Below are 24,668 nucleotides of genomic sequence, written 5' to 3'. Positions count from 1 at the left end.
GATGGACATCCTCGGATTTTCGCCCGATCAACGCATCTGACTTAAATGATAGGTCGCGTGCTTGATTTTTCGATCCGGACGCTGGACGAGGCGGGGCTTTCGGGTATGTTCGAGGCAACAAGATACAGGGGAGAGGTGGCACGTGCCGGGTGAGCCCGAATGCACCGATGCTGCGCGCACGCAGCAATCCACGCGCGAGCGTATCGCGCTCGTGGCCGAGGGGCTTTTCGCCGAGCATGGCATCTCGGCGGTGTCCTTGCGCCAGATCGCGATCGCGGCCGGCAATGGCAACAACAATGCGGTGCAGTACCATTTCGGCAGCAAGGATGCGCTGCTTCAGGAGATCTTCCGCCTGCGCGTGGCGCAGATGGATCGTTCGCGCCGGGGCATGATCGCGCTCGCCCGCGAAGAAGGTTCGCTCGGCAGCCTGCATACATGGATGCGGATCCTGCTGCTGCCGCATCTCGAACTGGCCGATGCGAAAGGCCGCCACCCGCATTCGGCGCTGATGATCGAGTATCTCACCCGCTGGCGCCCGGCCGGTATGCCGCACCCCGCCGACGACGCGAGTGACGAGGCCTCCGCTACCTTGCGCATGGTTCTCGCGGAAATCTATGCAAGGCTCGACGGCTTTCCCGCCGACGTCGTCGATACCCGCATCAAGATGGCGCAGCTGATGTTCTCGAGCCTGCTCGTGCTGCATGACTACGGCGGCGACGCGCTGGGCGAAAGCTTTGCCCTGCGCGTGCGCGACGTGGTCCAGCTCGCCACCAACCTGCTCACGACGCCCCTGCCCGCCGAGGGACCTCAAGCAGCCTGAATGGGGCTCTTGAGGTCCGCGAAGGGGCCCTGTCAGAAACCCGGACAAGAAATTGCCGCCGCAAAGCGCGATGCTTTGCGGCGGCCAAGTCTGCCCTCGGGAGGATTACCGTCAGGATTTTGTGAAAGTCAGAACTCGAAGCCGACGCGGGCACCGAACACGCGCGGCTCGCGTGCCGCGGCAAAGCCCCAGAGCGTCGGGAAGGCGGCGACGGTGAAGGCCGTCGAGGTGCCGCGATCGTCGAAGATGTTGCGGGCGAACAGCGTGTAGCGCACCTTGGCATCGCCTTGGCCCATCGGCATCACGTAGGAGATGCTGGCATCGGCGAGGTACTGGTTGTCCGAGCGCACGCGCGGATCGTTGCGTTCCACGACGACGACACCGCTGTCGGGGATGACCGTCGCCGGATCGGCGGCGATCTGCTGGTCGTAGCGCGAGAGGTAGCGGAAGGTCGCGCTCAGGCTGAGCTCACCCGGACCGGCGTCGAAGGTGTAGTCGGTCGAGACCGCTGCGGTGATCTTGGGCGCGTAGATCAGGTCGACGTTCGAATAGTCGAACTGGCGCAGTTCGCCACCGACCGGCACCGACGAGAGGAAGTCGCCGAAGCTGGCATCGGTGTAGCCGACCGAGGTACGCAGGTTCCAGCGATAGGCCGGGCGCACGGTAAGGTCCGCTTCGACACCCTTGATCTTGGCGCCGGCCGCGTTGGTGACGATGGTCTCGTTACCCTGCGCGGTGTCGGCGGTGATCGTGGTCGACTGCTGGATGTTGGTGTAGTCGGTGTAGAACCCGGCGAGGTTGAGCGTCACGAGGCCCGCGAACAGGTCGGACTTGATGCCCAGCTCGTAGGCGTCGACCAGCTCGGGATCGTAAGGCGTGGTCGCCGAGAAGAAGGTCTGGCCGCGTCCGCTGAAGCCGCCCGAGCGATAGCCGCGCGACCAGCTGGCATAGACCATGAACTCGTCGCTGGGGCGGTAGTCGACGCCGACCTTGGGCGTGAACTTGCTCCAGCTCTCGCTTGCCGAGATGCCCAGGTTGCCATCGGGATCGGCGATGGTCGCGTTGGCCAGGGTCTTGCGGTCCTTGGTGTAGCGGCCGCCGCCCGAGATGCGCAGGCCAGGTGCGATTTCCCAGTTCAGGTCGACGAAGCCGGCATAGGAGCGCGACTTGCCGGTGGTGTCCTGGGTCAGGAAGCGCGGTGCGAAGAACACCGAGTTGTACTGCTGCAGGTTGTACTTGCTCTCGAAGTAGTAGAGGCCAGCGACATAGTCGAAGCCGTCGAACAGGTCGCCTGCGGCGCGCAGTTCCTGGCTGGCCTGCCAGTAGGTCTGCAGGCGCAGTGCATCGTAGAGCCCGACGCTGCCGAAGTCCTGGCGCTGGTCCTCGTCGCTCTCGCGGTACGAGCTGACCGAGGTCAGCTCGGTGAAGCCCAGGTCAAGGTTCATCTCGAGCATCGCGGCGCGCGAGCGGTACTTGCCGTAAGGCGTGAAGCCGGGATCGAAGACGGTGTAGATGTCGTCGGTGTTGTTGCGTCCGCAGGCATCGGCACGCACCGCGCCGCAGAACACGTCGCCGGGCTGGATCAGCGAGCCCTGGCGCGGGTCGAAGTCCGATTCCTGCTGTTCGAGGGTGAGCAGCGCGTCGAAATTGTTCGAGGGCGTGAGCAGCGCGGAAATGCCGAAGTTCTCGCTGTTCGAACCGCCCACGTGCTTGCCGGTGTCGGCATCGCGCAGGTAGCCGTCGTTCTGCTCATGCATCTCGAACAGCTTGACCGCGAGCAGGTCGGGCACGACCGGCACGTTGACGATGCCGCGCAGGCCGACACGGCCGTAGGAACCGATCGAGGCTTCGAACTTGCCGCCCCATTCGCCGGTCGGACGGGTGCGGCGCACGTTGATCACGCCCGCGATGGTGTTGCGGCCGAACAAGGTACCCTGCGGGCCGCGCAGGATTTCGATCGACTCGATGTCGAAGAAGTCGAGCATCTGGCCGGTCGAGGTGCCGATGTAGACGCCATCGACGTTGACGCCGACCGCCGGGTCGAAGCTCTTGTCGACGTCGGCGAAGGCGATGCCGCGGATCGAGATGTTGGCGGTGGCCGCGCCGGTCGACTGGGTGGTGATCAGCGTGTTGGGCGCAAGACCCTGGATGTCGGCCAGCGTGGTCGTGCCGACGGCTTCGAGCTGCATCGGCGTGATGGCGGTGACCGCGACCGGGGTATCCTGGATCGATTCTGCGCGGCGGCGTGCGGAAACGATGATTTCGTTGGGGTTGGATGCAGCGACCGGGGCCTCGCCTGCGGCGGACGTATCGTCCTGCGCATAGGCATTCGTGGCAAGACTGGACGCAAGCAAAGCAACCGCAATGGCGCGGAACGACACCATGAACCTCTCCCTTGAATTGGCGCGGCGCCGGTTCATCCGGCTTAACCGCTGCGATCCTATGGACGGGGAGAGCTGTCTAAGTCACCTAACCTAATTTGTAGGTCAGGTGGTTTAATCGGTGTTTTGGGTGAGGCTTCGAGGGCCGCGAAAGCGCAGGGCGCGACGGCTCGTGCCCGCTGCGTTGCAGCAGGCCGGGCTCGTCGGCAACCTGTTCTTTTTGCGGGGCTAGTATCCGGCGCCGGGTCTCTCGGCCCGGCGCGAGGTCAAGTCTGCGAGAGCCGATTTTGCGGGCGCGAAAGCCCCTTGTAGGCAAAGTCGCGAAGCCGCACCGCGCCATCGCCAGCCGCGTAGATGCCGATGCGCAGCGCGAGGAAGCCACCGAAGACATTGTGGTGGAGGCCGGAGACTTCCATGCGCGTGCCATGGCGCTGCCAGGTCGCGCCCTCGTCGATGGAATAGTGCCAGGTCAGCACGTTTTCCTCGTTGGTCACGCGCAGGCGCAGGTTTCGCGCCTCCAGCGGGATCGCGGCCCATTCGAGTTCCTGCGAATATTCGAAGAGCTTGAGCTTCTCGCCATCGTGACCGAGCCCGACGAAGGCCTTGTCGTTGTAATAGAGCAGCAGTCCCGCCTCGGCGCCCGCGCCGATGAGGTCGAGCGAGATCTCGGCGGCGTAGCTGCGGTCGGGCACGATGCAGGTGAGCGGGCTGGAATCGGCGGGCGAGGTTCCGCTCGCGGCGATCACCAGACCACCGTCACTATAGCTGGCCCGCGCGCCGTCCTCGGCCTTGGGGGCGTGGAACGACCACTGCGTGCCCATGCGATTGCGCGCGAAATCGTCCGAGAGCGGCGGGGCCGAGGGGGAGGGCTTGCCGCCCGCCGGGATCGGCAGCGGCTGCGAGAGATCGCCACCGATGGCCTCGAACCAGCCGTCCTTGGTCCAGCGGATCGGCTCGAGCAGCGTCTGGCGCCCGAGCGTGTACATGCCGTTCTCGTAGCCGTGGTAGACCATCCACCAGTCGCCGCGCGGCCCTTCGACCAGCGTTGCGTGGCCGCGTGACCACCACGGTTCGTTGACGCTGGTGGTGCGCACGATCGGGTTGTGCGGGCAATGCTCCCAGGGGCCGTGGACCGAGCGCGAGCGCGCGGTGATGACCATGTGCCCGGTGACCGGGCCGGCGGTGCCGCCTACGGCGGTGACGATGTAGAACCATTCGCCGCGGCGCAGCAGCTTGGGCCCTTCGGGGGCGAAGTTCTCGACCACCCAGTCCTCGGGATAGCGCCAGGGATCGTAGGCGGGGCCGACTTCGCCGTCGGTGGCAAGGCCGTCGTCGGTGAGGCGCACCTTGCGGATGCCGTTGACGAAGAGGTAGCGCTTGCCGTCCTCGCCGACGATGTGGCCCGGATCGATGCAGCCCGGGATGTTCAGGTCGACCGGCTCGCTCCACGGTCCGGCGATGTCATCCGCCCAGATCGCGTAGATGCCCCAGGGCTTACCCGCAGGGGCTGCCGGGATGTAGATGAAGTAGCGGCCCTCGTGCTTGCAGATGTCGACCGCCCATACGGTGCCGATGTTGGTATGGAGCGCCGGGCCGACCGGGGCCCAGTTCACAAGGTCGGTCGAACGCCAGATGACGAGGCCGGGATAGGAATCGAACGAGGAGAACGTCATGTAGTAGACGTCCCCGTCCTTGAGGATCGAGGGATCGGGATGGTCGCCCGCGACCACCGGGTTGCGGAAATGGCCGTTGCCAAGGTCCGCCTTGCGCTGGCCGTCTGCGCCCGCGGCCCAGCCCTCGGGCATCCGGGCCAGCGACCTGGCCGCCAGCGGCACCGAAGACGCGGCGAGAGTTCCGGCTGCGGCGCCGGTGGCGGTGCCCTTGAACAGGGCGCGGCGGGATAGGGTCACAGGGGCAGTCTCCGGTCGGGGGCGGGTTAGTTGGTATAAGGCTCGAGAGTGACGAGCGCGATGTCGTTGCTGCGCATCGGGATCGGCACCGACAAGGTGCCGTCGCTGGCGACCGAGACGACGCGGTCGCTCTCGGGCCGGTCTGCGGTCTCGGCCTCGAGCAGGGCCTGCTGGTCGGCATCGAGCCGTTCGGGCATGCCCATGTCGATATAGGCCGAGAGCGGGTCGTTGTGGCGATAGCCCGTGCGGTGCAGTTGCAGGCGATAGGTGCCGGGCTGGAGATTGGTGAGGCGCAAGTCCACGGTGCGGCTTTTCGTCGCGGGCACGAGCCGGGTGTAGAAGGGCTTGTTGCTCAGCTTCTGCTCGGGCTGCTGCCAGTCCCAGATGACCGCCGCCACCCGCTTGCCCTCGCGCGCGGCGAAGGTCTGCGCGTCGCTCACCTCAAGCGCATCGCCGCGCAAGGCGTGGAGGTACTTGTAGGTGAACCAGGCGGGCTTGCGGATACCGTCCTTGTTCATGAGGCCGAAGCCGCCGTGGAACGGGGTCGGCGGCGGGCCGGGCTCCTCGAACAGGTCGGTATAGGCCCAGTAGCTCATGCCCTCGACCGCGCCTTGCGTGCCCTTGAGCCGCGAGAGGATGTAGGGTGCCGAGATGTAGCTGTCGTGGACGAAGTCGCGCGGGGTGTAGCTCGTGCTCCACTCGGTGAAGAACAGCGGGATGCCCGGATAGGCCGAGGCCTCGATCTGGGCGCGCACGTCGAGCACGTCGGAGATCACCGCGTCGGGCTTGGCCGAGAGCTTGGTGTCCTGCTTGCCTTCCTCGTCGAGGAAGCCGCCCTCGACGCCGTAGCTGTGCGTGGCGACGAAATCGACGGGCAGGCCGTTGGCCTTGGCGTAGCTCAGGAACTCGGGCACCCAGGCCGCGCCCGCCGTCGCCGGACCGCCGACGCGCAGGGCCGGGTCGATCGCCTTGATGGTGCGCGCGGTATCGGCATAGAGCGCGAAGTAGGCATCGCGGTCGGCGCCTTCCCAGAAGCCGTCGAGATTGGGCTCGTTCCACAGCTCGAAGTACCAGCGGCGCACTTCGGCCGCGCCGTAGCGCTGGCGCAGGTGCGTGACGAAGGCATGGACGAGATCGCGCCACTTGTCCGCCTGCGGGTGCGAGGTGTTGCCCTTCCAGTAGAACAGCTGGAGGTCGGAGGTGCGCATCGCCGCCGGGGTCCAGCCGAGCTCGACGAAGGGGCGGATGTTCCTGGCGAGCAGCGCGTCGTAGAGCCGGTCGATGCCGCTCCAGTCGTAGACGATCTTCCCGTCGAGTTCCTTCACCGTTCCCAGCGTGTCGTGGAAGATGTCGTGGAAGCGGATGTAGCGAAAGCCCAGTTCGTCCGAGGCGACCTGAAGCTGCGCCTGGCTGTCGGGCCGGATCAGCGTTCCCGGAAAGTCCGAGCCGACCGAGAGGTCCCAGAAGGGATCGAGCGGGCCGGTGGTGGCGGCGGCGTCGATGGCGACGGTACGCGTCGCCTGCGTCGCGCTTGCGGCGGGTGTCTTGGCAAGGACGGGGCTCGCCCCCAGGCTGCCTGCCAGGCCCAGCGCAAGTGCGAAACACGCGCGGCTTGCTCGTTTCATGATCCTCTCCATCCCCTGTCGTTGGTCTGACGCCTACCGTTCCTTAGATGGTAGCGCAATCATTTTACGGAGCAAGGGGGATTGGATCGATCAGGCTCGACGGTTCGGTTTGGCGTTTCTTCACCGGGACCACTCGCCCGGTGATAGCGATAACCTCGGACCTCGCCTCGCTTGCGCAAGGCAAAAGGGCCCCGGACGCTGTCGCGCCCGGGGCCCCGCCTGGGGCCGCTGGTCCCGCATGAGGGGGAGGGAGGTCTGCGGGATTGCGGCCCTTGGATCAGTTGCAGCTGAAGCAGCCGTCGACGGGAAGGCCGACGCCGTGGACGAAGCTGGCGCCGTCGCTGCACAGCCACAGCACGGCCTCGGCGATCTCCTCGGCCTTGCCGAGACGACCGATCGCCTGGAGCTTCATGAGGTCGTCCATGGCCTCCTTCTGCTCTTCCATCATCTTGGAGACCATCGGGGTGTCGATGGTGCCCGGGCACACCGCATTCACGCGGATGCCCTGGCTGGCATAGTCCATCGCCGCGCTCTTGGTCAGGCCCAGCACGCCGTGCTTGGAGCCATAGTAGATGCCCAGCGACTTGCCGCCGACGAGGCCGCCAACCGAGGAGCAGTTGACGATCGCACCACTGCCCTGCTTGCGCATCTGCGCGAGCTGGTGGCGCATGCACGACCACACGCCCTGCAGGTTGATGCCCATGACGCGCTCGTAGTCGTCGAGCTGCTGGTCGGCCATCTCGGCCGGGACCGGCTGCACGCCGGCATTGTTGTAGGCCATGTCGAGTGCGCCGAAGGCTTCGACCGCCTTGTCCACCATCGCCGCGACCTGCGCGTCGTCGGCCACGTCGCAGACAACCGGCAGGGCCTTGGCGCCAGCGGCCTCGAGTTCGTCGGCGAGGCTCTTGAGGCCGGCCTCGTCGATGTCGGCGACGACCACCTTGGCACCGGCCTTGGCGAAGGCGCGCGCGGTAGCGAGACCCATGCCCGAGCACGCGCCGGTTACCAGCGCGACCTTGCCTGCGAAATCAAACGAAACGTTCATCCGGAAAATCATCCTGTGGGAGGGGTGGGCGGCGCAGGCATCGGGAGAGAGCCGGTCGGGAGAGCGCGCCGCCCGGGAAAGATCAGTTGCCCAGCTTGCCCAGCGCTGTGGCGCCCGAGAACGCCTTGGGCCAGCCGGCGTAGAAGGCGAGGTGGCCCATCGCGGCGCCCAGCTCCTCGCGGGTCAGGCCGTTCTCGATCCCGCGCTGGAGGTGGAAGCCGAGCTGGTCGGCATCGCCGCCTGCGGTCAGCGCGACGATGGTGACGAGGCTGCGGTCGCGCGGAGCGAGGTCCTGGCGCAGCCACAGCTCGTCGAAGAGCACCTCGTTGGTCATCTCGGCCAGGGTCGGTGCGATCTTGCCGACACCGTTCTTCACCGCGTTCTCGCGTTCGCCGTCGTTGGCGGGCTTGGCGTTGAGCTCGGTCGTGGCGGGCTGGATGGCCGAGGCCTCGATCCCGCGCTCGGTGAAGACTTCATCGGCGATCTTGACCGCGGAAACCGCGTTGGGCCAGCCCGAGTAGAACGCAAGCTGGGTGATGAGCCCGCCGATCTCGACAGGGGTCACGCCATTGTCGAGCGCGCGTTCGAGGTGCGGGCGGATCTGCGCGCTCTTGCCGGTGCCCACCAGCACGGAGAGGGTGACCATGCTGCGGTCGCGCGGGCTGAGCTCGTCGCGCTTCCACAAGTCGCCGAAGAGGACGTCGTCGGTGTAGCGCGCCAGCGCGGGTGATGCGCGCTGCATGTAGTCGGGGGCGACGGATTCCGCGCTGGCTGCGCCGGGCAGGGCCGCAGCGGCTGCGGCTGCAAGAAGGCTCTTGTTCATGATTTTCTCCAGTGTTCTGCAAGAAAACGCGCATGCGTGCGCTTGGGGTCCGGCTTGCAGCGCTGATGAAACTGCGACGCGACGGTGAATTGTGCTCACCGTCGCGTCGGCGCTTCGCCGGTCAGGCCAGTGGGCCGTAACCGGGGCGCTTGAAGAGCGTCTTGCGTTTCGCCTCGATTTCAGGCGCGTAGACACTCTTCATCCATTGCGATGGCGAGACGTCCTCGATGCCCACCGAGATCGACTGGGCACCATGGCCGAGCGTCTCGATGATCGCGGCGGTGACGCGGTCGGCCAGTTCCTGCTTTTCGGCAGCGTTGTGACCGGGGTACATCTTGATCGCGACGTGGGGCATCGGGATATCCTCGCTTGCTTGCGCTATTCGGGATCAGCGCGCGACGTAGCCGCCGTCGACCGCGATGACGTGGCCCACGACAAAGCTGGCGCCCGGGCTCGAGAGCCACATCACGGCATTGGCGACTTCCTCGGCGGTGCCCAGGCGATCGATCGGCACGTCGCGCATCATGGCGTCGACGGCGTTTTCGCGCTCCATCATCTCGGCGACCATCGGGGTATTGATGATGCCCGGCGCAACCGCGTTAACGCGGATGCCCTGGGCGGCATATTCGAGCCCGGCGGTCTTGGTCAGCCCGTGCACGCCATGCTTGGCGGCGTGGTAGGTCGAGCGCCCCGGAACGCCGACGAAGCCGCCGAGCGAGGAGTTGTTGACGATCGCGCCCGAGCCCTGCTTCTTCATCTGCTGAAGCTCGTACTTCATGGCGAGGAACACGCCGCGCAGGTTGATGCCGGTCATGTGGTCGAAGGCCTCGACTTCGGTCTCGGCAAGGTCGGCGACGTCGCTCTGGATGCCTGCGTTGTTGAAGGCCATGTCGAGCCGGCCGTAGGTCTCGACGGTCTTGGCGACGGCGGCCTCGACTTCGCTCGCCTCGAGCACGTTGCAGGTCAGTGGCAACACGGTGAAGCCCTGGTCGGTCAGGCCCCTGGCCGCCTCGGCGAGAGCATCCGCGCGGTTGTCGAGCATGGCGACCGATGCGCCGGCCCTGGCATAGGCCTCGACGGCGGCCAGGCCCATGCCGGAGGCAGCACCGGTGACGAGGGCCACCTGTCCGGTGAAATCATAAGTCGGGTTCATGGGAGAAACTCCTCAGGTCGTATCGGGGGGAGGAAGGACGGGCCGCGCGCCGTATGTCGGGGGCTCAGGCGTCCATGGTCGCGATGTCGATGACGAAGCGGTACTTCACGTCCGAGCGCTTCATGCGCTCGTAGGCCTCGTCGATGCCGTCGGCGCGGATCATCTCGACATCGGCGGTGATGCCGTGCTCGGCGCAGAAATCGAGCATCTCCTGCGTCTCGGCGATGCCGCCGATGAGCGAGCCTGCGATCGAGCGACGGCCCATGATGAGATAGCCGATGTTGGGCGAGGGGTGCGGCGCGTCGGGCAGGCCGACCAGCGTCAGCGTGCCGTCGAGCTTGAGCAGGCCGGTGAAGGCGTCGAGCTGGTGGCTGGCGGCGACGGTGTCGAGGATGAAGTCGAAGCTGCCGGTATGGGCTGCCATCTCGTCACCGTTGCGCGAGACGACCACCTCGTCGGCGCCCAGACGCAGCGCATCCTCGCGCTTGCTTTCCGACGTGGTGAAGGCGACGACGTGCGCGCCCATCGCCTTGGCAAGCTTGACCGCGACGTGGCCGAGCCCGCCGATCCCGACGATGCCGACCTTCTTGCCCGGACCCGCCTGCCAGTGGCGCAGCGGCGAATAGGTGGTGATGCCCGCGCAGAGCAGCGGCGCGACCGCGGCAAGCTGCTCGGTGGGATGGGTCACCTTGAGGACGAACTTGTCGTTGACGACGATGTCCTGCGAATAGCCGCCGAGCGTGTGGCCGGGCGCTTCCTCGCACGATCCGTTGTAGGTCGGGGTCATGCCCGCTTCGCAGTACTGCTCCTCGCCCGCCTCGCACGGCGCGCAGGTCTGGCAGCTGTCGACCATGCAACCCACGCCGACGACGTCGCCGACCGAGAAATCGCTGACATGCTCGCCGACGGCGGTGACGCGTCCGACGATCTCGTGGCCGGGAACGCAGGGGAAGAGCGTGCCGCCCCATTCGCCGCGTACGGTGTGCAGGTCGGAGTGACACACGCCGCAATAGTCGATGGCGATGGCGACGTCGTGCGCCCCGGGAGCGCGGCGCGCGATGGTCAGCTGTTCGAGCGGACGGTCGGCGGCGGTGGCGCCGTAAGCCTTGGTCATGAAAATGTCCTTCGTCTGGGGGGCTCTTGTTGGCTTCCCAGATAGGACAGGCAGGCGAGAAGGATTAGCCGTCGTCGGTGCGATGGAGCGTTGAGATCAATTCATCCATCGCGCCCTTGCCCCGATGCGGGGGCTTCGCGCCTGTTCAGCGCCCCAGCGGTGCGATCTCGCGGATGAGCTCGATCAGCAGGCGCAGGCCGGTGGGAACCTGGCGCCTGCTGGGATAGTAGATCTGGAAACCGGGCCCGGTGGTGGCCCAGTCATCGAGCACGATCTGCAGATGGCCGCTGGCGATGAAGGGCGTGACGACGGGTTCGGGGCCGTACATCAGCCCGCCGCCGCCGATCGCGATCGAGACCATCGAGCGACTTTCGTCGACGGTGATCCGACTGGGCACGGCCATGTCGAACTCTTCCTCCTTGCCCATGAACTCCCAGCGATAGATGCGATCGTCGCCGAGACGGACGCCGAGGCAGCGGTGCTGCATCAGATCATCGGGGGTCTGCGGGGCGCCGAAGCGTTCGAGATAGCTGGGCGCGGCGGCGACGATCCAGCGGATGTCGGGCGAGAGGCGCTGCGCGATCATGTCCTCGGGCACGGTGCCGCCATAGCGGATACCGGCATCGAAGCCCGAGGCGACGACATCGACCATGCGGTTAGACGAGACGATGTCGACCTCGACGTCGGGGTAGCGGTCCATGAACTCGGGCATCACCGGCGAGAGCAGCAGGGCTGCGGCATCGGCGGCGACGTTGAGGCGGATGCGTCCGGCGGGGGTGTCGCGGAAACGGTTGAGCGCATCGCGTGCCTGGTCGATGCGGTTGAACGGGTCGACGATGGCGTCGCGCAGTTCCTCGCCCGCCGAGGTGAGCGTGACCGAACGGTTGGTGCGGTTGAGCAGGCGTACGCCGAGTCGCTCCTCGAGCCCGCGCAGCGAGTGACTGAGCGCGGACGGACTGACCCCGATCTCCAACGCGGCCTTGCGGAAGCTTCCATGGCGCGCGATCGCGAGGAAGTAGGAGAAATCGGCGATGTCGGTGCGACTTATGGACATGGCTTCCTAATGGGCCCTTGTCGCCCGAACGGCAACTGCGCGCAGCAACCATGCCGCGCGCAGCCGTGAACCGGGAGCCGGGTCCCAGTCATTTGTCGATGTCATTTGTCGATGTCAGTTGGCGAAATTAGTTAGTGGGCCCGGTGTAGTCGGCGTCGCTGACCGGCTCGAGCCAGACGACGTTCTTGCCGTCGAGCGACTCGGTGATTGCGACGTGGGTCATCGTCTCGCTCGCGGTGGCGCCGTGCCAGTGGCGAACGCCCGGCTTCACATAGACCATGTCGCCCGCGCAGATGCGCTGCGGTGCCTGTCCCTCGGCCTCGGTCCAGCCGCAGCCGCTGGTCACGTAAAGGGACTGTCCGGCGGGGTGGGTGTGCCAGTTGGAACGCGCACCCGGCTCGAAGGTGACGAGCGCGGTGCCGGCCTGCCCGGGCTGGGTGGGCGAGGTGAGCGAGCGGACCCAGGCCTTGCCGGTGAAGAAGTCGGCGGGGCCGGGATTGACCTTGACCTGCGCCTGGTCGACGACGACCTGGTCGGCAGTGGCGGACGTATCCTGCGCCAAGGCAGGAGCAGCGGTGACGGCGAGGCCTGCCGCCGCGAGTGTGGCGACGAGTGCGATTTTCGGCATCGGGACAGATCTCCAGTTTGGTCACGCCTGCGTCGTCTTGCCGGGAGCGGGGGTTGGTCTGGCCCACCCCCCAGTTCAGGATGCAAGCTGTCGCAGGCGCGATGTGTTACGCTCCTCTAACGCAGCTTGGCCGAACCGGGTCCATGAGCAGTGCTCAACACTGTGTAGAGGGGTCGGGCCGTTGTCGGAGTCCGCTGCAAGGCCCAGATGGAGGGCAATCCACGGTCCCCCCCGAGCCCCTCCGCTTCATGCCCGGCGCGGGATCACAGTCCAGGAGCAGACAATGAGCGACAGCAACGATCTCACCAAGCAGGATGCAGTCATCCTTCGCAACGGTTCGGCAGAGGCCATCAAGGGTCCGGCCGAGACCTTCACCGGCGATGTGCGCATCGACCGCATCTTCAACCCGCCCGCTCCTGCGCGCGGCGGCTATGCAATCGTCAACTTCGCGCCAAACGCGCGCACCAACTGGCACACCCACCCCGCCGGCCAGACGCTGATCGTCACCCAGGGTGTGGGCTGGCACCAGTGCGAGGGCGGCGCCAAGACCGAAATTCGCGCCGGCGACACCGTGTGGTGCAACTGCGGCAAGCGCCACTGGCACGGCGCCACCGACAAGACCGCGATGCAGCACATCGCCATCACCGAGGCTATCGACGGAAGCCCGGTGAACTGGATGGAAGCGGTCAGCGACGAGGACTACCTCGCCGGTCCGGTCGTCAAGGACTGAACCCAAGGCGGCAGCCTCGCCCCCCGGCGGGGCATGCCGCGAGCATCCCAGCCCTCGGGTCGCACCGGGGACTGACGTCAAAACGGTGGACGGCGCCGCAATGCAGGCGCGCCGGGCGCGGGTGTGCGCCCGCCACACAGACAGACCCACACAGACAAAGATGGACAGAAAATCATGGCACTTGCCGACAATTACATCTTCGAACTCAGCGACAATGTCACGCGCACCCCGGTCAACTACCTGACGCGCTACGGCATCTCGATCTCGGCGGATCTCTACATCGCCGCCGATTTCGACGACACCAAGCCCGCCCCGGCGCTGGTCATCGGTGCGCCCTATGGCGGCGTGAAGGAGCAGGGCCCAGGCGTCTATGCCAACGAGCTGGCGCAGCGCGGCTTCGTCGTGCTGACGTTCGATCCCTCGTACAACGGCTATAGCGAGGGCGAGACCCGGCACCTGTCGTCGCCCGACGTGTTCGTGGAGGATTTCCACGCCGCGGTCGATTTCCTCGGCACGCGTCCTTTTGTCGATCGCGAGAAGATCGGCGCGCTGGGCATCTGCGGCAGCGGCGGTTTCGCGCTCAGCGCGGCTTCGGTCGACCCGCGCATCAAGGCCATCGCGACGGCCAGCATGTACGATATCTCGCGCATGCATGCCGAGGGCTTCGGCGGCTCGCTCACCGAGGAGGACCGCAAGGCCCAGCTCGCGCAGATCGCCGAGCACCGCTATGCCGAGTTCGAGGGCGAGCCCGCCACGCTGACCCCGCGCGGCGCGCTGCTCGAGCTCGACGCCGAGAACAACCCCGTCGGCACCGAGTTCGGCGAGTTCTATTCGCGTCCGCGCGGCTATCACCCCAACTCGATCGCGCAGTTCACGATGACCAGCGGCCCCTCGTTCATGAACTTTCCGCTGCTCGACAAGATCGACTGGATCGCGCCGCGCAAGGCGATGCTGGTCATGGGTGAGGTCGCGCACTCGGCCTACTTCAGCGAGGACGTCGCGAACGGCGAGAACATCACGCTGCATGTCGTGCCGGGCGCCAACCATGTCGATCTCTACGACAAGACCGACGTGATCCCGTTCGATGCGATCGAAAGCTTCTTCAACGACAACCTGAAGTAAGCGTCCGCGGGCAGGGCCCGGGACTACGAAACAGCGAAGGGCGGCCCCGTGCGGGTCGCCCTTTTCGTTTGTGCAGCGCGTTTCACGCGCAGTCTGGCGCTTGCGCAGGAACCGGGGCGCAGGCTGGCGGCTTGATCTGGTGGATCAACTGCAGGGACACCATAGGCGCGATGCTCGCGATTACGCAGGATACCAAGGACGCACTCGAGGCGGGGGAACGCCTCGGACTGGTGCACGTCGATCCGTCCGAGCCGGGCTTCTCGCGCCGGGCGCTCAAGCACGGTTTCGGCTACTACGATACCGGACGCAAGCGCATCCGCGACCGCGCGACGGTGCAGCGACTCGATGCCATCGCGCTCCCGCCCGCCTACACCGATGCCTGGTACGCGCCCATTGCCAATGCCCATATCCTGGCCACCGGGCTCGATGCCGCAGGGCGCCGCCAGTATCGTTATCACCCAGACTTCAGCGCTCACCGCGACGCGCTCAAGTTCGCCGCCTGTGCCGCTTTCGGCGAGGCGCTGGGCGCGATCCGCTCGCGCGTTCAGGACGATCTTGCCGGGCGCAAGTTGACCCGCGAGCGGGCCATCGCCTCGGTTGTGCGGCTGCTCGATACCGGGCGCATCCGGGTCGGCAATGCCGACTATGCGCGCGAGAACGGCAGCTTCGGCGCAACGACGCTGCGTCGCCGTCACGCCCGCATCGCGAGAGACGGGCTGCACTTGTGCTTCAAGGCGAAGTCGGGCCGGACCTGCGAGATGACCGTCTCGGACCGGGGACTGTTGCGCTTCGTCAGGCAGGTGATGGACCTGCCGGGGCAGGCCCTGTTCCGCTATCGCGACGAGCAAGGCGATTTCCACCCGATCACCTCGAGCCTGGTCAACGAATATATCCGCGAGGCCTCGGGCAGCGACTATACCGCCAAGGACTTTCGCACCTGGCGCGCGAGCGTTCTGGCCTTCACATGGCTGCGCGAGGAGGCGCCCGAGCGGCCGACCCTCAAGGCCATGCTCGACCATGTCTCGACACACTTGTGCAATACGCCTGCGATGGCCCGCAAGGCTTACATCCACCCGGCTCTGATCGACGCGGTCGGCGGGTCGCCCGAGGCCTTGCGCGAAGGACATCTGCCGCGTCGCACCAAATGGCTGAGTCGGCACGAACGCGGGCTGGCTGCTTTCCTTACGCGTGTGGAGGGCGCTTGAGTGCAGCCTCTCAGATAAGACTTGTCCGAGGGGGCAGATGCGCTCTGTTCGGGCGAGTCGGGCAAGCCGGCACTGGCTCGATAATACATCTTATGTTAAATGATATGCACCAGTCGAGGTCGCCCTTGGACCGGATGTGCTGGGTTCCGCCCGACGCCTCCGGCATACCGGTGCCTGCTCGCCCCGTGTACGAAAAATACGTCTTTTTAGTCTTTTGCAGGCGCTACCTCAGACCGTTTCACGGGCCGGAGATGCCTTGAGTGCCTTCATGAAGCTACGGAAATGCGGTGCGAGTTCGGCGAAGATCGGCTCGGCGCGGTGACGGATCAGCACTTCGGAAAACAGCTTCAACCCGACGATGAACTCCGCGGCCTCGCTCTGCGGCACCATGGCCTTGCCTTCCATCCGCGTGATCAGAGCGGTGATCTCGTCGTGGTTGGTGATCTCGAAGGATACCATTTCCGGCAGTGGCGCATCCGGTTCGCGGACGGAACCATGGGCTTCGAGCGGGATAAGCGTGACGCGATAACGGTGTGGCATGGCTCGGGCCTTCGATAGTGGGAGGTTTCGGTTGATAAGTATCAACTGACAAGATCGATTGATAGAGTCAACCGATCGGGTAACATGCGCGGATGAAAGAGACGCTGCCTGACCTGCTTCGCGAGCTGACCCTCGCGGTCCAGCTCCATCTCGAGCAGATGCCGGCACTGCGCGAACTGGACCTCGCCCCGTTCCAGGCGCGTGTGCTGCGTGCGGTCGGCCTGTCTCCGGGCATCTCGCAACAGGAACTGGCGCAGGCCACGCAGCGCGACAAGGCGCAGGTCGCACGCGCGATCAAGCAGCTCGCAGAGCGCGGGCTGTTGCACCGCGAGGCACACGAGAGCGACTGGCGCAGCCAGCGCCTTTACGTAACGCCTCAGGCCGAACGTGCGCGCGCGATGATCGAGGAGCAGCGCAAGGCCGTGTTCGACAATGCCTTCAGCGAGCTTGACTGCGACGAGCAGGCGCAGCTTGCCGCGCTTCTGGCAAGGACGCTCGCGACCTTGCGCAGCCACCCCGCGCCGGGGGGCTAGCGCCCTCCGGCAGCGACGAAGCGTTCGACCAGACCGTCGACTGCCGAGCGGATAAGGGCATCGCCCGGAGCATCGCGCGAGCCGATCCGGGCGGCGGCGATGCCGTGCCAGATCGGGCGATCGGTCTTGGCGTCGAACACGTCGAGCGCGAGCGAGCCCTCGGTCACGTTGCGCACGTCGACCTGGTTGTACTGATAGGCCCAGCCATAGCGATAACCCCGGCCATAGGCAGGATAGTAGGCTCCGACCGGGCCCCAGTCGGTCACGTCGACACGGTCGCGCGCACCCAGCGTGAAAGCCAGTTCCATGTCGCCCTGCCCCTCGGCGACGAGCGTATAGCCCGCAGCGGCGAGGCTCGCGTCCATCGCCTGTTGCACGCGCTCGTAGATGAACGGATTGCCGCCCCCGCGCCGGGGAAAGGCCCAGGAATAGGTCTTGTAGTCGGCCAGGACTATGCCCGGTGCCGCCTCGCTGCTGAACTGAGGGCGCGGCGTGGTCGAGCATGCGGCGAGCATGGCGCACGCGAGCGCCAGCAGCATGGTGCGAGACTTTGCAATCATCGTGACCCTTTCCGGTAAGGCTTGCTGGTCCGGCACGGCCGGATCGCTCGCCTCAGGGATCACACGAGACCTCGGGTAATGCCCATCGGGGTTCTCCCTAGGTTTTGCGGGAGGGCTATCCACCGCGTCCCTCCCCTGCTCCATCGGCACGGCGATATCGCGCGCGCCGCGTTGCACGCGCGCACGCGTACGCCGCATCCCGGCAGGTAACGAGAACAGGACAAGTGCGAGGGAGGGGATATGCGCCGGGAGGCCATGATGCTGGCCGTGGCCGCGATGACGGCGATGGGCTTGCTGCTTGCGGGCTGCGACGAGCGGCCTGCCCATCCCGAGGACCCCACAGCCCTCGGCGATCCCGAGGAGTGGACCGGCTTTGGCCGCACGGAAGGCGAGCAGCACTACAGTCCATTGACGCAGATCGACACCGACAGCGTGGGGGATCTCGCGCTGGCATGGCACTTCGACCTCGAACCGGGCTATTCGGCATCGAGCCCGGTCGCCGCGGCAGGCATGCTTTTCGTGACCACCGGCCATTCGCACATCCGCGCCTTCGAGGCGGCTAGCGGCAGGCTGGCATGGGAATACGACGGGGGCACGCGCGAACGGGCGCGCATCCCGCTGCACTTCAGCTGGGGCAACAAGGGGCTGGCCTATGCGCAGGGGCGGCTCGTGCTGGCGACGACCGACGGCTTCGTCGTCGCGCTCGATGCCAAGAGCGGGCGCGAGATCTGGAAGACGCGCGATTTCGGACCCGACGAGCAGCGCAACATGAACGGCGCGCCGCGCATTTTCGGCGACAAGGTTATCGTCGGGCATGGCGGTGCCGACGTCTCGGCGATCCGGGGCTGGGTATCGGCCTACGACCTGGCCAGCGGCAAGCTTGCCTGGCGATTTCACACCGTTCCCGGCGACCCCTCGCAACCAGCGGAAAGCCGGGCGATGGAGATCGCCGCACCGACCTGGAAGGGCGACTGGTACGGCAAGGGCGGGGGCGGCACGGCGTGGAATGCCTTCAGCTACGATCCCGCGTTGAACCTCGTCTACATCGGCGTTGGTAACGGCTTTCCCTATGCGCACCGCAAGCGCTCGCCCGGTGGCGGCGATAACCTGTTCCTCGCCTCGATCGTCGCCGTCGATGCCGAGACCGGGGCCTATCGCTGGCACTATCAGGTCTGCCCGGCCGAACAGTGGGACTGCACCGCCACGCAGGACATGACGCTGGCGACGGTCGAGATCGGGGGCAAGACGCGCAAGGTGCTGATGCAGGCGCCCAAGAACGGCTTCTTCTACGTGCTCGACCGCGAGACCGGCGAACTCATCTCTGCGGAGAAGATCGCCAAGGTGACCTGGGCGAGCCGCATCGGCAAGGACGGGCGTCCGGTCGAGAACCCGCAGGTCGCGCGCTACGAGAACGTCAAGGGCATGGTCGAGATGTGGCCCGGGCCGACCGGAGCGCACAACTGGCTGCCGCAGGCCTATTCGCCGCGCACCGGGCTGGTCTACATCCCCGTCATCGAGCAGGGCGCGCTGATCGGCAGCGGCGACAGCGGGGGTGAACTGGGCCTCGGCATCGGCGTGAACATGCTGCCCGAGGTCGATCTCGAGGACCCGCTCAACCGCACCAGCTATCTCAAGGCCTGGGACCCGGTGGCGCAGAAGGCGGCATGGACGGTTGACCTGCCCGGCTCATGGCCCGGCGGAGTCATGGCGACTGCGGGCGATCTCGTGTTCCAGGGCCGGGTCGACCGCAAGCTGGTCGCCTACGATGCGCGCAGTGGCGAGGAAGTCTGGAGCTGGCCGACGAGCGCGCCGATCGTCGCCCCGCCGATCACTTATGCGCTGGACGGGGTGCAATACGTGACCGTGATCACCGGAATGGGCGGCAACGGCGCGGGCGTGATGTCGCTGGGCAATGCCGACTACCGGACCGACTATACATTGCAGCGCCAGGTCCTCACCTTCGCGCTGGGCGGCAAGGACGCCTACGTCCCGGCAAAGCCGCCTAAGCGCATGTTGCCGCAGGACCCGGGCTTCACCGCCGACCCGAAGACCGCCGAGCGCGGCGCGATCCTCTATGGCATCACCGGCTGCCTTGCCTGCCATGGCTACAATGCCGTGGGCGGGGGCGCGGCGCCGGACCTGCGCTATTCGCCGCTGATCCTCGATGGCGACAGCTTCGCGATGGTCGTCTCGCAAGGCGCCCTGCGCGCCAATGGCATGCCCCCCTTCCCCAGGCTCGGCAAGGCAGAGGTCGAGGCGATCCGGCATTACCTGCGCGCCCGCTCGCATCAGGTCCCGGCCGAGGCCGCGCAGCGCAAGGCAGCCGCCGCGCGCAAGGCCGCGAGCGGCGGCGCACCGCCTGCCGCCTACGCAGGCACCTGGGACATCACCATAGCAACGCCGCTGGGCGATCAGGACGCGGTGCTGGTCCTCGCGGCCGAGGGCGCCGCGCTGACCGGCCGCGTTACTTCCGATCAGGGCGACATGAACGTCACCGGCCGGGTCGCCAAGGGCCGCGCGCACTTCGCGGGCAAGGCGACCAAACCGATGGAAATGGACGTGAGCTACGACGTGCTGGTCAAGGGCGCGAAGATGGAAGGCGAAACGCGTTCCGGTCCCTTCGGCACGTTCGGCCTGACCGGGAAAAAGCGTAACTGACGGGCCTGCCTGCCGTCTCGAAAAGTCAGACCATAAAGCCATGGCATTGTAGCGCGCGGCGGGCCGCGTGCGCGCTCGATGGGGTCATTTTCGTCGTATCTGGCGACGTTGGCCCTCTCCGGTTGACTCCGGAACAGATATCTCCCTAATAACTTGTCAGAGTAATAGGGCCGCGAAGAGGGCCCGCACGGGAGGGATATCGAGATGATCATGCCGTTCGGCGCCGCGCGTTCGCGCACGCGCGTTCTTCTGCCTGCCATGGCCATGGCGTTGCTGGCTTTGCCGGGTTGCGGAGGCGGCGATTCCGGCTCCTCGGGAACCCCCGGCCCGATTGCGACCGCGACGCCGACCCCCACTCCGACACCGGCCCCGCAGCTCAGTTCTGTCGGCACGACCTACCAGATCGAGATCGCCAATGCCGCCAGCGGGCAAGTGCTGGGCATCGCCGGTGCCAGCCAGGTCGCAGGCGCGGCGGTGGCGACCGGTGTGGCTGACGGCTCGGCGGCGCAGCGCTGGCACGTGATGCCGATGGCGAGCGGCCAGTACAATGTCGAGAACATGCTCAGCCATCAGGTTCTGGGCATCTCGGGGGCCTCGACCGCCGATGGCGCAGCAGCGCTGCAATGGGCCGACAACGGCACCGCCGACCATCTATGGTCGTTCTACGCGCTGGCCAACGGCAACTACCTGATCAAGAACATCAACAGTGGTCTCTATCTCCAGGCCGACGGTGCCGGGGCGACCATCCAGACCGCGCGCTCGAGCGGCTCGGCCGCGCAGGAGTGGACGCTCAACGTGACCGATACCCGCGCCTACCCGCTGCCACAGGCGATGGCAGGCACCGGGACCGACGTCCACGACCCCGACATGATCCGCGATCCCTCGGGCACCTACTGGCTCTACGGCACGCACAACACGCTGGCCAAGTCGACCGACATGGTCACCTTCATCAAGATGACCACCGGCATCTTCACCTCGGACTTTCCGTGGTGGGCGAGCAAGAATACCACCGGCTCGGGCGGGCGCACCGACCTTTGGGCGCCCAGCGTGATGTATGCCAATGGCACCTACTACCAGTACTACTCGATCCCGATCTACGCGACGCCTTCGCAGGCGGGCACCAATCAGGGCGCGCAGGCGGTGATCGCGCTCGCCACCAGCAAGTACCCTGACGGACCCTGGACCGACGCCGGCGAGATCATCGCCTCTTGCGGTACGACTGCCGGGTGCACCACCGGGTTCAACGCTATCGACCCGGCGCCCTACATGGACGATGCGGGCAACTGGTGGATGGCCTTCGGCTCGTGGGAGGACGGCATCCACGTGCTCCAGCTCGATCCCGCGACCGGCCTGCGCCTCGCGTCCAACCCCACGATCTACGACATCGCGCGGCGCGATGCGGGCGAGGAAGGTCCCTACATCTTCCCGCGCATGGTCAACGGCACGCGCTATTACTATTACTTCGCGCCGATCAACGAGTGCTGCAAGGGCACCCAGAGCAAGTATCGCATCATCGTGGGGCGCTCGACCAGCCCGACCGGACCGTTCCTCGACCGTGGCGGGCTCGACCTGATGCAGGGCGGCGGGACGATCCTGCTCTCCACTCACGGCGACGTCTTCGGACCGGGCGGGCAGAGCGTGATGGAAGGGCCGGACGGGCCGGTGCTCGTCTATCACTACTACGACGGCGCACGGAATGGGGCGCCCAAGCTCGGGCTCAACAAGCTGGTGTTCGACGCGCAGGGCTGGCCCCGCGTCGAATAGCGCGATCTCGACCAGCGAGCGGATCGCACTGGCCTCCTGCCGGTTTGACGGGGGGCCGCCCGCTCGCTAGGTCCCGCAGCGATGATCGCCCTGCTTTCCCCCGCCAAGACGCTCGACTTCGAGCGCGAACTCCCGCCGCTCGATGCCACCCGGCCGCACTTCGCCGAAGAGGCGGGCAGCCTTGCCAAATCGGCGTCGAACCTCACGCAGAAGAAGCTGGCCGAGCTGATGCACATCTCGCCCAAGCTCGCCAAGCTCAACGCCGATCGCTTCCGCGACTTCCCCGAGCTGCCCGAGCGTCAGGCGCTCTTCGCCTTCGCGGGCGACGTCTATACCGGGCTCGATGCCTGGACGCTCGACGAGCCGGGCGTGGTCTTCGCGCAGGACCACTTGCGCCTGCTCTCGGGCCTTTACGGCCTGCTGCGCCCGCTCGACACGATCCGCCCCTACCGCCTCGAGATGGGCACGCGCTGGGCGCCGCGCGCCAAGAGCCTGACCGACTGGTGGGGCGACCGCATCGCCGCGCACTTGCGCGAGGCCGTGGCGCAGGAAGGCTCCAATGCGATCCTCAACCTCGCCAGCCAGGAATACTTCGCCGCGGTCAAGGGCCGGCTCGAGGGCATCCGCGTGATCGAGGTCGAGTTCCGCGAGCCCGGCCCCAACGGCCCGCGCTTCATCTCGTTCAACGCCAAGCGCGCGCGCGGCATGATGGCGCGCTGGATGTGCGAGCACCACATCTCCGACATCGACGCGATGCGCGGCTTCGACACCGACGGCTACCGCTTCGATGCCGACGAGAGCGAGCCCGACCGCTGGCGCTTCACCCGCGCATGAGCGCCAAGGGTGCCTCCAGCGCAGTCGTCATCGGCGCATCGGGCGGGATCGGCGCGGCCTTCGAGGCGGCGCTGATCGAGGAAGGCGCCTTCGACGTCGTCCACGGCTTCGCCCGCTCGCGCGAGGGGGCGCAGCACCTCGACCTCACCGACGAGGCGAGCATCGTGGCGGCTGCCGGGCATGTCGCCAAGGGCCCGCCGCCAAGCCTCGTGATCGTTGCCACCGGGCTGCTCCACGAAGGCGACCTTGGCCCAGAGAAGGCGCTGCGCGATCTCGACGGCGAGTGGCTCGCGCGCAATTACGCGGTCAACGCGATCGGGCCGGTGCTCGTCGCCAAGCACTTCCTGCCGCTGCTGCCCAAGGTCGGGCGGCCGGTCTTTGCCGCGCTCTCGGCCAGGGTCGGTTCGATCAGCGACAACGGGCTGGGCGGATGGCACGGCTATCGCGCATCGAAAGCCGCGCTCAACATGCTGGTGCGCAACCTCGCGATCGAGGAACGCCGCCGCAATTCGCGCTCGATCGTCGTCGCGCTGCACCCGGGCACTGTCGATACACCGCTCTCGCAGCCCTTTCAGGGCAACGTGCCACCGGGGCGCCTGTTCGACCCCGAGCGCGCGGCGCTGCAGCTGCTCGACGTGATCGAGGAACTGAAAGTGCCCGACAGCGGCAAGCTGTTCGACTACGAGGGCAAAGAAATCCAGCCCTGAGCTAGGGTCCTGACCCTAGAGGTAATAGGCCCGCGCGATGGTCACCAGCGAGGCGAGGTTGGCCATGCCCATCAGCACGAACACCGCCCAGCGCGCGAGCCGCTCGTCGGCGCGGCGGTGGCGCAGCAGGGCGACGAGTGCGGGCAGTGCGAGCGGCAGGAAGTAGCGGCCCTGGATGCCGCTCACCAGCAGGCTGCCCGCGCTGGTCGCGGCAATGTAGAGGGCGAGTGTCATCGTCGCGATCATCGCCAGCACCAGCAAGGCGGCCCAGTAGCGCCAGGCGCGCGCAAGCGCTCCTGCTTCGCCGTCGCCCTGCCACAGCACAATGCCGAGCGCGATGGCGCTCAGCCACTGGGCAGCGGCGACCGGGCCGACGTTGAGCCAGCCGAAGGTAAACAGCGTGTCGAGCACCGCGCCGCCGCGCACGAGGTACGTGACCACCAGCGCCTTGGGGAAGGCGAGCGGATGGCCGAGCAGGTAGGCGACCTGTTCGCCGGGCGCGGGCATCCCCGGCTTCATGGCGACATAGAGCCCCGCGTTGAGGCCGAGCCACCAGCCCAGGAGCGCGAGCACGGGCAAGGCGATGAGCAAGGGTGGAAGGTACCAGCGCGGCTCGCGCACCACGCCGCTGCCTGCGACCAGAGGCAGCAGCACGAGCGGTAGATAGACCATCTTGGCAAGCGTCACGCAGGCGGTGAGCAGCGCTGCCAGCGCGAATTCGCGTCCGCTCCAGCTGCGCAGGAGTGCGATCCGCACGCCGAGCGCCGCGAGCCATGCCCCGGCGCCGATCACCATGCCGTCCTGCCCGAAGGCGCCCGCGCACGATGCGGTCATCGGCAATAGCGCCAGGAACAGGAGGGCGAGCCGTCCGACCGGCAGGCAGCGCAGGGCTCCGGCGAAGAGGCCAAGGCACACCAGCGCGTTGAACACCCGCCCCAGTCGCACGATGTTCTCCACCGAGAAACCGAGTGCCCCGCCGGTCCAGATCGCCACGATCTGCGGCACGTAACCGACCGGGGCATAGCTGACCGAACCGAGGAAGTTGGTGAAGCGTCTGGGCCCTGATGCATCGAGGGGTGTGGCCCGTGCGATGCGTTTGGCGAAAGTGGTCTCGGGAATGGCCCGATCGACATGCGGGGCGAGCGTGCCGAGTTCGGGCAACGCGGCGCGCGACAGGCTTTCGGGCAGTTCGCCTCCGCTTTCCTGCCCGCGCCGCTCTCCGATCAGCTCGAACGAGGCGAGCTGGTAGGCGCGGAACAGGTGCTGATGCTCGTCGGGCGTCTGGAACGGCGGCGTGAGCAGCGCGAAGGCAAGGTAGAGCACTGCGCCGACGAGGAGATAGGCGCGCACCAGTCGCGCTGCGGGATGGGCCCGGGTCAGCGTGGCACCGGGCACCGCGAGCGCGCGCGAGGAAACGGGTATCGTGCTGCCAAGGGAGGATGAGAGCATGGTCTGTATCCCC

General features: G+C 66.8%; 22 protein-coding genes. 9 read left to right on the top strand and 13 right to left on the bottom strand.

From position 1 onward, the window contains the following. Positions 1–142: 142 nt before the first annotated feature. Positions 143–820, top strand: coding sequence for a TetR/AcrR family transcriptional regulator (locus tag I5E68_RS16665; protein WP_197166099.1), 678 nt, complete (start codon positions 143–145; stop codon positions 818–820). A 128-nt stretch (positions 821–948) separates the two neighbouring features. Here I5E68_RS16665 and I5E68_RS16660 read toward each other — a convergent pair whose 3' ends face one another. The 10 genes from I5E68_RS16660 to I5E68_RS16615 all read right to left on the bottom strand — a co-directional run bounded on the left by I5E68_RS16660 (position 949) and on the right by I5E68_RS16615 (position 12,553). After that, positions 949–3,204: a TonB-dependent receptor gene (locus tag I5E68_RS16660; RefSeq protein WP_197166098.1), complete on the bottom strand. Its 2,256-nt coding sequence runs from the start codon at positions 3,202–3,204 to the stop codon at positions 949–951. 263 nt (positions 3,205–3,467) lie between these two features. Beyond that, positions 3,468–5,111 (bottom strand): family 43 glycosylhydrolase, encoded by a 1,644-nt coding sequence (locus I5E68_RS16655; RefSeq protein ID WP_323982200.1) that lies wholly within the window; start codon positions 5,109–5,111, stop codon positions 3,468–3,470. 26 nt (positions 5,112–5,137) lie between these two features. Next, positions 5,138–6,736 (bottom strand): GH39 family glycosyl hydrolase, encoded by a 1,599-nt coding sequence (locus tag I5E68_RS16650; protein WP_197166096.1) that lies wholly within the window; start codon positions 6,734–6,736, stop codon positions 5,138–5,140. A gap of 277 nt (positions 6,737–7,013) precedes the next feature. Further along, positions 7,014–7,781 carry a glucose 1-dehydrogenase gene (locus I5E68_RS16645; protein WP_197166094.1) on the bottom strand — a complete coding sequence of 256 codons (768 nt, stop codon included), beginning with the start codon at positions 7,779–7,781 and terminating at the stop codon, positions 7,014–7,016. Between the two features lie 82 nt (positions 7,782–7,863). Continuing rightward, the gene (locus tag I5E68_RS16640) at positions 7,864–8,604 is read right to left on the bottom strand and encodes a carboxymuconolactone decarboxylase family protein (RefSeq protein ID WP_228727292.1); all 741 of its coding nucleotides are present in this window, start codon (positions 8,602–8,604) and stop codon (positions 7,864–7,866) included. A gap of 121 nt (positions 8,605–8,725) precedes the next feature. Continuing rightward, positions 8,726–8,959, bottom strand: a complete 234-nt coding sequence (locus tag I5E68_RS16635) for a tautomerase family protein (protein WP_197166091.1) — start codon at positions 8,957–8,959, stop codon at positions 8,726–8,728. A 33-nt stretch (positions 8,960–8,992) separates the two neighbouring features. Further along, positions 8,993–9,757: an SDR family NAD(P)-dependent oxidoreductase gene (locus I5E68_RS16630; RefSeq protein ID WP_197166089.1), complete on the bottom strand. Its 765-nt coding sequence runs from the start codon at positions 9,755–9,757 to the stop codon at positions 8,993–8,995. A gap of 64 nt (positions 9,758–9,821) precedes the next feature. Further along, the gene (locus tag I5E68_RS16625) at positions 9,822–10,871 is read right to left on the bottom strand and encodes an NAD(P)-dependent alcohol dehydrogenase (protein ID WP_197166080.1); all 1,050 of its coding nucleotides are present in this window, start codon (positions 10,869–10,871) and stop codon (positions 9,822–9,824) included. A gap of 145 nt (positions 10,872–11,016) precedes the next feature. After that, the gene (locus tag I5E68_RS16620) at positions 11,017–11,925 is read right to left on the bottom strand and encodes a LysR family transcriptional regulator (RefSeq protein ID WP_197166078.1); all 909 of its coding nucleotides are present in this window, start codon (positions 11,923–11,925) and stop codon (positions 11,017–11,019) included. 127 nt (positions 11,926–12,052) lie between these two features. Beyond that, on the bottom strand, positions 12,053–12,553 hold the full coding sequence (locus tag I5E68_RS16615) for a (R)-mandelonitrile lyase (protein WP_197166077.1): 501 nt from the start codon (positions 12,551–12,553) through the stop codon (positions 12,053–12,055). A 283-nt stretch (positions 12,554–12,836) separates the two neighbouring features. On the opposite strand from I5E68_RS16615, the gene I5E68_RS16610 reads away from it, so the two are divergent. The 3 genes from I5E68_RS16610 (at position 12,837) to I5E68_RS16600 (ending at position 15,610) form a co-directional block, all read left to right on the top strand. Then, the gene (locus tag I5E68_RS16610) at positions 12,837–13,283 is read left to right on the top strand and encodes a (R)-mandelonitrile lyase (protein WP_197166076.1); all 447 of its coding nucleotides are present in this window, start codon (positions 12,837–12,839) and stop codon (positions 13,281–13,283) included. 174 nt (positions 13,284–13,457) lie between these two features. Next, on the top strand, positions 13,458–14,405 hold the full coding sequence (locus I5E68_RS16605; protein WP_197166075.1) for an alpha/beta hydrolase: 948 nt from the start codon (positions 13,458–13,460) through the stop codon (positions 14,403–14,405). 170 nt (positions 14,406–14,575) lie between these two features. Further along, entirely contained in the window at positions 14,576–15,610 is a 1,035-nt protein-coding gene (locus I5E68_RS16600) for a DNA topoisomerase IB (protein ID WP_197166074.1), read from the top strand. A 228-nt stretch (positions 15,611–15,838) separates the two neighbouring features. Here I5E68_RS16600 and I5E68_RS16595 read toward each other — a convergent pair whose 3' ends face one another. Then, on the bottom strand, positions 15,839–16,150 hold the full coding sequence (locus I5E68_RS16595) for a DUF3861 domain-containing protein (RefSeq protein WP_197166073.1): 312 nt from the start codon (positions 16,148–16,150) through the stop codon (positions 15,839–15,841). Positions 16,151–16,242: 92 nt separating this feature from the next. On the opposite strand from I5E68_RS16595, the gene I5E68_RS16590 reads away from it, so the two are divergent. Beyond that, positions 16,243–16,683, top strand: coding sequence for a MarR family winged helix-turn-helix transcriptional regulator (locus I5E68_RS16590; protein ID WP_197166072.1), 441 nt, complete (start codon positions 16,243–16,245; stop codon positions 16,681–16,683). On the opposite strand, the gene I5E68_RS16585 is transcribed toward I5E68_RS16590, so the two are convergent. Then, the gene (locus I5E68_RS16585) at positions 16,680–17,243 is read right to left on the bottom strand and encodes a DUF4136 domain-containing protein (RefSeq protein WP_228727291.1); all 564 of its coding nucleotides are present in this window, start codon (positions 17,241–17,243) and stop codon (positions 16,680–16,682) included. The genes I5E68_RS16590 and I5E68_RS16585 overlap by 4 nt on opposite strands. A gap of 240 nt (positions 17,244–17,483) precedes the next feature. On the opposite strand from I5E68_RS16585, the gene I5E68_RS16580 reads away from it, so the two are divergent. The 4 genes from I5E68_RS16580 (at position 17,484) to I5E68_RS16565 (ending at position 23,206) form a co-directional block, all read left to right on the top strand. Further along, on the top strand, positions 17,484–19,901 hold the full coding sequence (locus I5E68_RS16580) for an outer membrane protein assembly factor BamB family protein (protein ID WP_228727290.1): 2,418 nt from the start codon (positions 17,484–17,486) through the stop codon (positions 19,899–19,901). Between the two features lie 204 nt (positions 19,902–20,105). Beyond that, entirely contained in the window at positions 20,106–21,665 is a 1,560-nt protein-coding gene (locus tag I5E68_RS16575) for a family 43 glycosylhydrolase (protein ID WP_197166070.1), read from the top strand. A gap of 81 nt (positions 21,666–21,746) precedes the next feature. Next, positions 21,747–22,499, top strand: a complete 753-nt coding sequence (gene yaaA / locus I5E68_RS16570; RefSeq protein ID WP_197166068.1) for a peroxide stress protein YaaA — start codon at positions 21,747–21,749, stop codon at positions 22,497–22,499. Continuing rightward, a complete protein-coding gene (locus I5E68_RS16565) occupies positions 22,496–23,206 on the top strand; it encodes an SDR family NAD(P)-dependent oxidoreductase (RefSeq protein WP_197166066.1) in 711 nt (236 codons plus the stop codon). Before yaaA ends, I5E68_RS16565 begins: the two co-directional genes overlap by 4 nt. 15 nt (positions 23,207–23,221) lie before the next feature. On the opposite strand, the gene I5E68_RS16560 is transcribed toward I5E68_RS16565, so the two are convergent. After that, positions 23,222–24,655 carry a DUF2142 domain-containing protein gene (locus tag I5E68_RS16560; RefSeq protein WP_197166064.1) on the bottom strand — a complete coding sequence of 478 codons (1,434 nt, stop codon included), beginning with the start codon at positions 24,653–24,655 and terminating at the stop codon, positions 23,222–23,224. Positions 24,656–24,668 lie beyond the last annotated feature (13 nt).

Source organism: Novosphingobium aureum (assembly GCF_015865035.1).
Classification (GTDB): domain Bacteria; phylum Pseudomonadota; class Alphaproteobacteria; order Sphingomonadales; family Sphingomonadaceae; genus Novosphingobium; species Novosphingobium aureum.
The sequence above is the reverse complement of the archived record's forward strand: the minus strand, read 5'-3'. Positions and strand labels throughout refer to the sequence as shown.

Bases quoted from the DNA above. Each gene is read 5' to 3' on its own strand.
- I5E68_RS16660 (WP_197166098.1), bottom strand. From the start codon at position 3,204: ATGGTGTCGTTCCGCGCCATTGCGGTTGCTTTGCTTGCGTCCAGTCTT.
- I5E68_RS16650 (WP_197166096.1), bottom strand. From the start codon at position 6,736: ATGAAACGAGCAAGCCGCGCGTGTTTCGCACTTGCGCTGGGCCTGGCA.
- I5E68_RS16645 (WP_197166094.1), bottom strand. From the start codon at position 7,781: ATGAACGTTTCGTTTGATTTCGCAGGCAAGGTCGCGCTGGTAACCGGC.
- I5E68_RS16640 (WP_228727292.1), bottom strand. From the start codon at position 8,604: ATGAACAAGAGCCTTCTTGCAGCCGCAGCCGCTGCGGCCCTGCCCGGC.
- I5E68_RS16635 (WP_197166091.1), bottom strand. From the start codon at position 8,959: ATGCCCCACGTCGCGATCAAGATGTACCCCGGTCACAACGCTGCCGAA.
- I5E68_RS16630 (WP_197166089.1), bottom strand. From the start codon at position 9,757: ATGAACCCGACTTATGATTTCACCGGACAGGTGGCCCTCGTCACCGGT.
- I5E68_RS16625 (WP_197166080.1), bottom strand. From the start codon at position 10,871: ATGACCAAGGCTTACGGCGCCACCGCCGCCGACCGTCCGCTCGAACAG.
- I5E68_RS16620 (WP_197166078.1), bottom strand. From the start codon at position 11,925: ATGTCCATAAGTCGCACCGACATCGCCGATTTCTCCTACTTCCTCGCG.
- I5E68_RS16615 (WP_197166077.1), bottom strand. From the start codon at position 12,553: ATGCCGAAAATCGCACTCGTCGCCACACTCGCGGCGGCAGGCCTCGCC.
- I5E68_RS16610 (WP_197166076.1), top strand. From the start codon at position 12,837: ATGAGCGACAGCAACGATCTCACCAAGCAGGATGCAGTCATCCTTCGC.
- I5E68_RS16605 (WP_197166075.1), top strand. From the start codon at position 13,458: ATGGCACTTGCCGACAATTACATCTTCGAACTCAGCGACAATGTCACG.
- I5E68_RS16600 (WP_197166074.1), top strand. From the start codon at position 14,576: ATGCTCGCGATTACGCAGGATACCAAGGACGCACTCGAGGCGGGGGAA.
- I5E68_RS16595 (WP_197166073.1), bottom strand. From the start codon at position 16,150: ATGCCACACCGTTATCGCGTCACGCTTATCCCGCTCGAAGCCCATGGT.
- I5E68_RS16590 (WP_197166072.1), top strand. From the start codon at position 16,243: ATGAAAGAGACGCTGCCTGACCTGCTTCGCGAGCTGACCCTCGCGGTC.
- I5E68_RS16585 (WP_228727291.1), bottom strand. From the start codon at position 17,243: ATGATTGCAAAGTCTCGCACCATGCTGCTGGCGCTCGCGTGCGCCATG.
- I5E68_RS16580 (WP_228727290.1), top strand. From the start codon at position 17,484: ATGCGCCGGGAGGCCATGATGCTGGCCGTGGCCGCGATGACGGCGATG.
- I5E68_RS16575 (WP_197166070.1), top strand. From the start codon at position 20,106: ATGATCATGCCGTTCGGCGCCGCGCGTTCGCGCACGCGCGTTCTTCTG.
- yaaA (WP_197166068.1), top strand. From the start codon at position 21,747: ATGATCGCCCTGCTTTCCCCCGCCAAGACGCTCGACTTCGAGCGCGAA.
- I5E68_RS16565 (WP_197166066.1), top strand. From the start codon at position 22,496: ATGAGCGCCAAGGGTGCCTCCAGCGCAGTCGTCATCGGCGCATCGGGC.
- I5E68_RS16560 (WP_197166064.1), bottom strand. From the start codon at position 24,655: ATGCTCTCATCCTCCCTTGGCAGCACGATACCCGTTTCCTCGCGCGCG.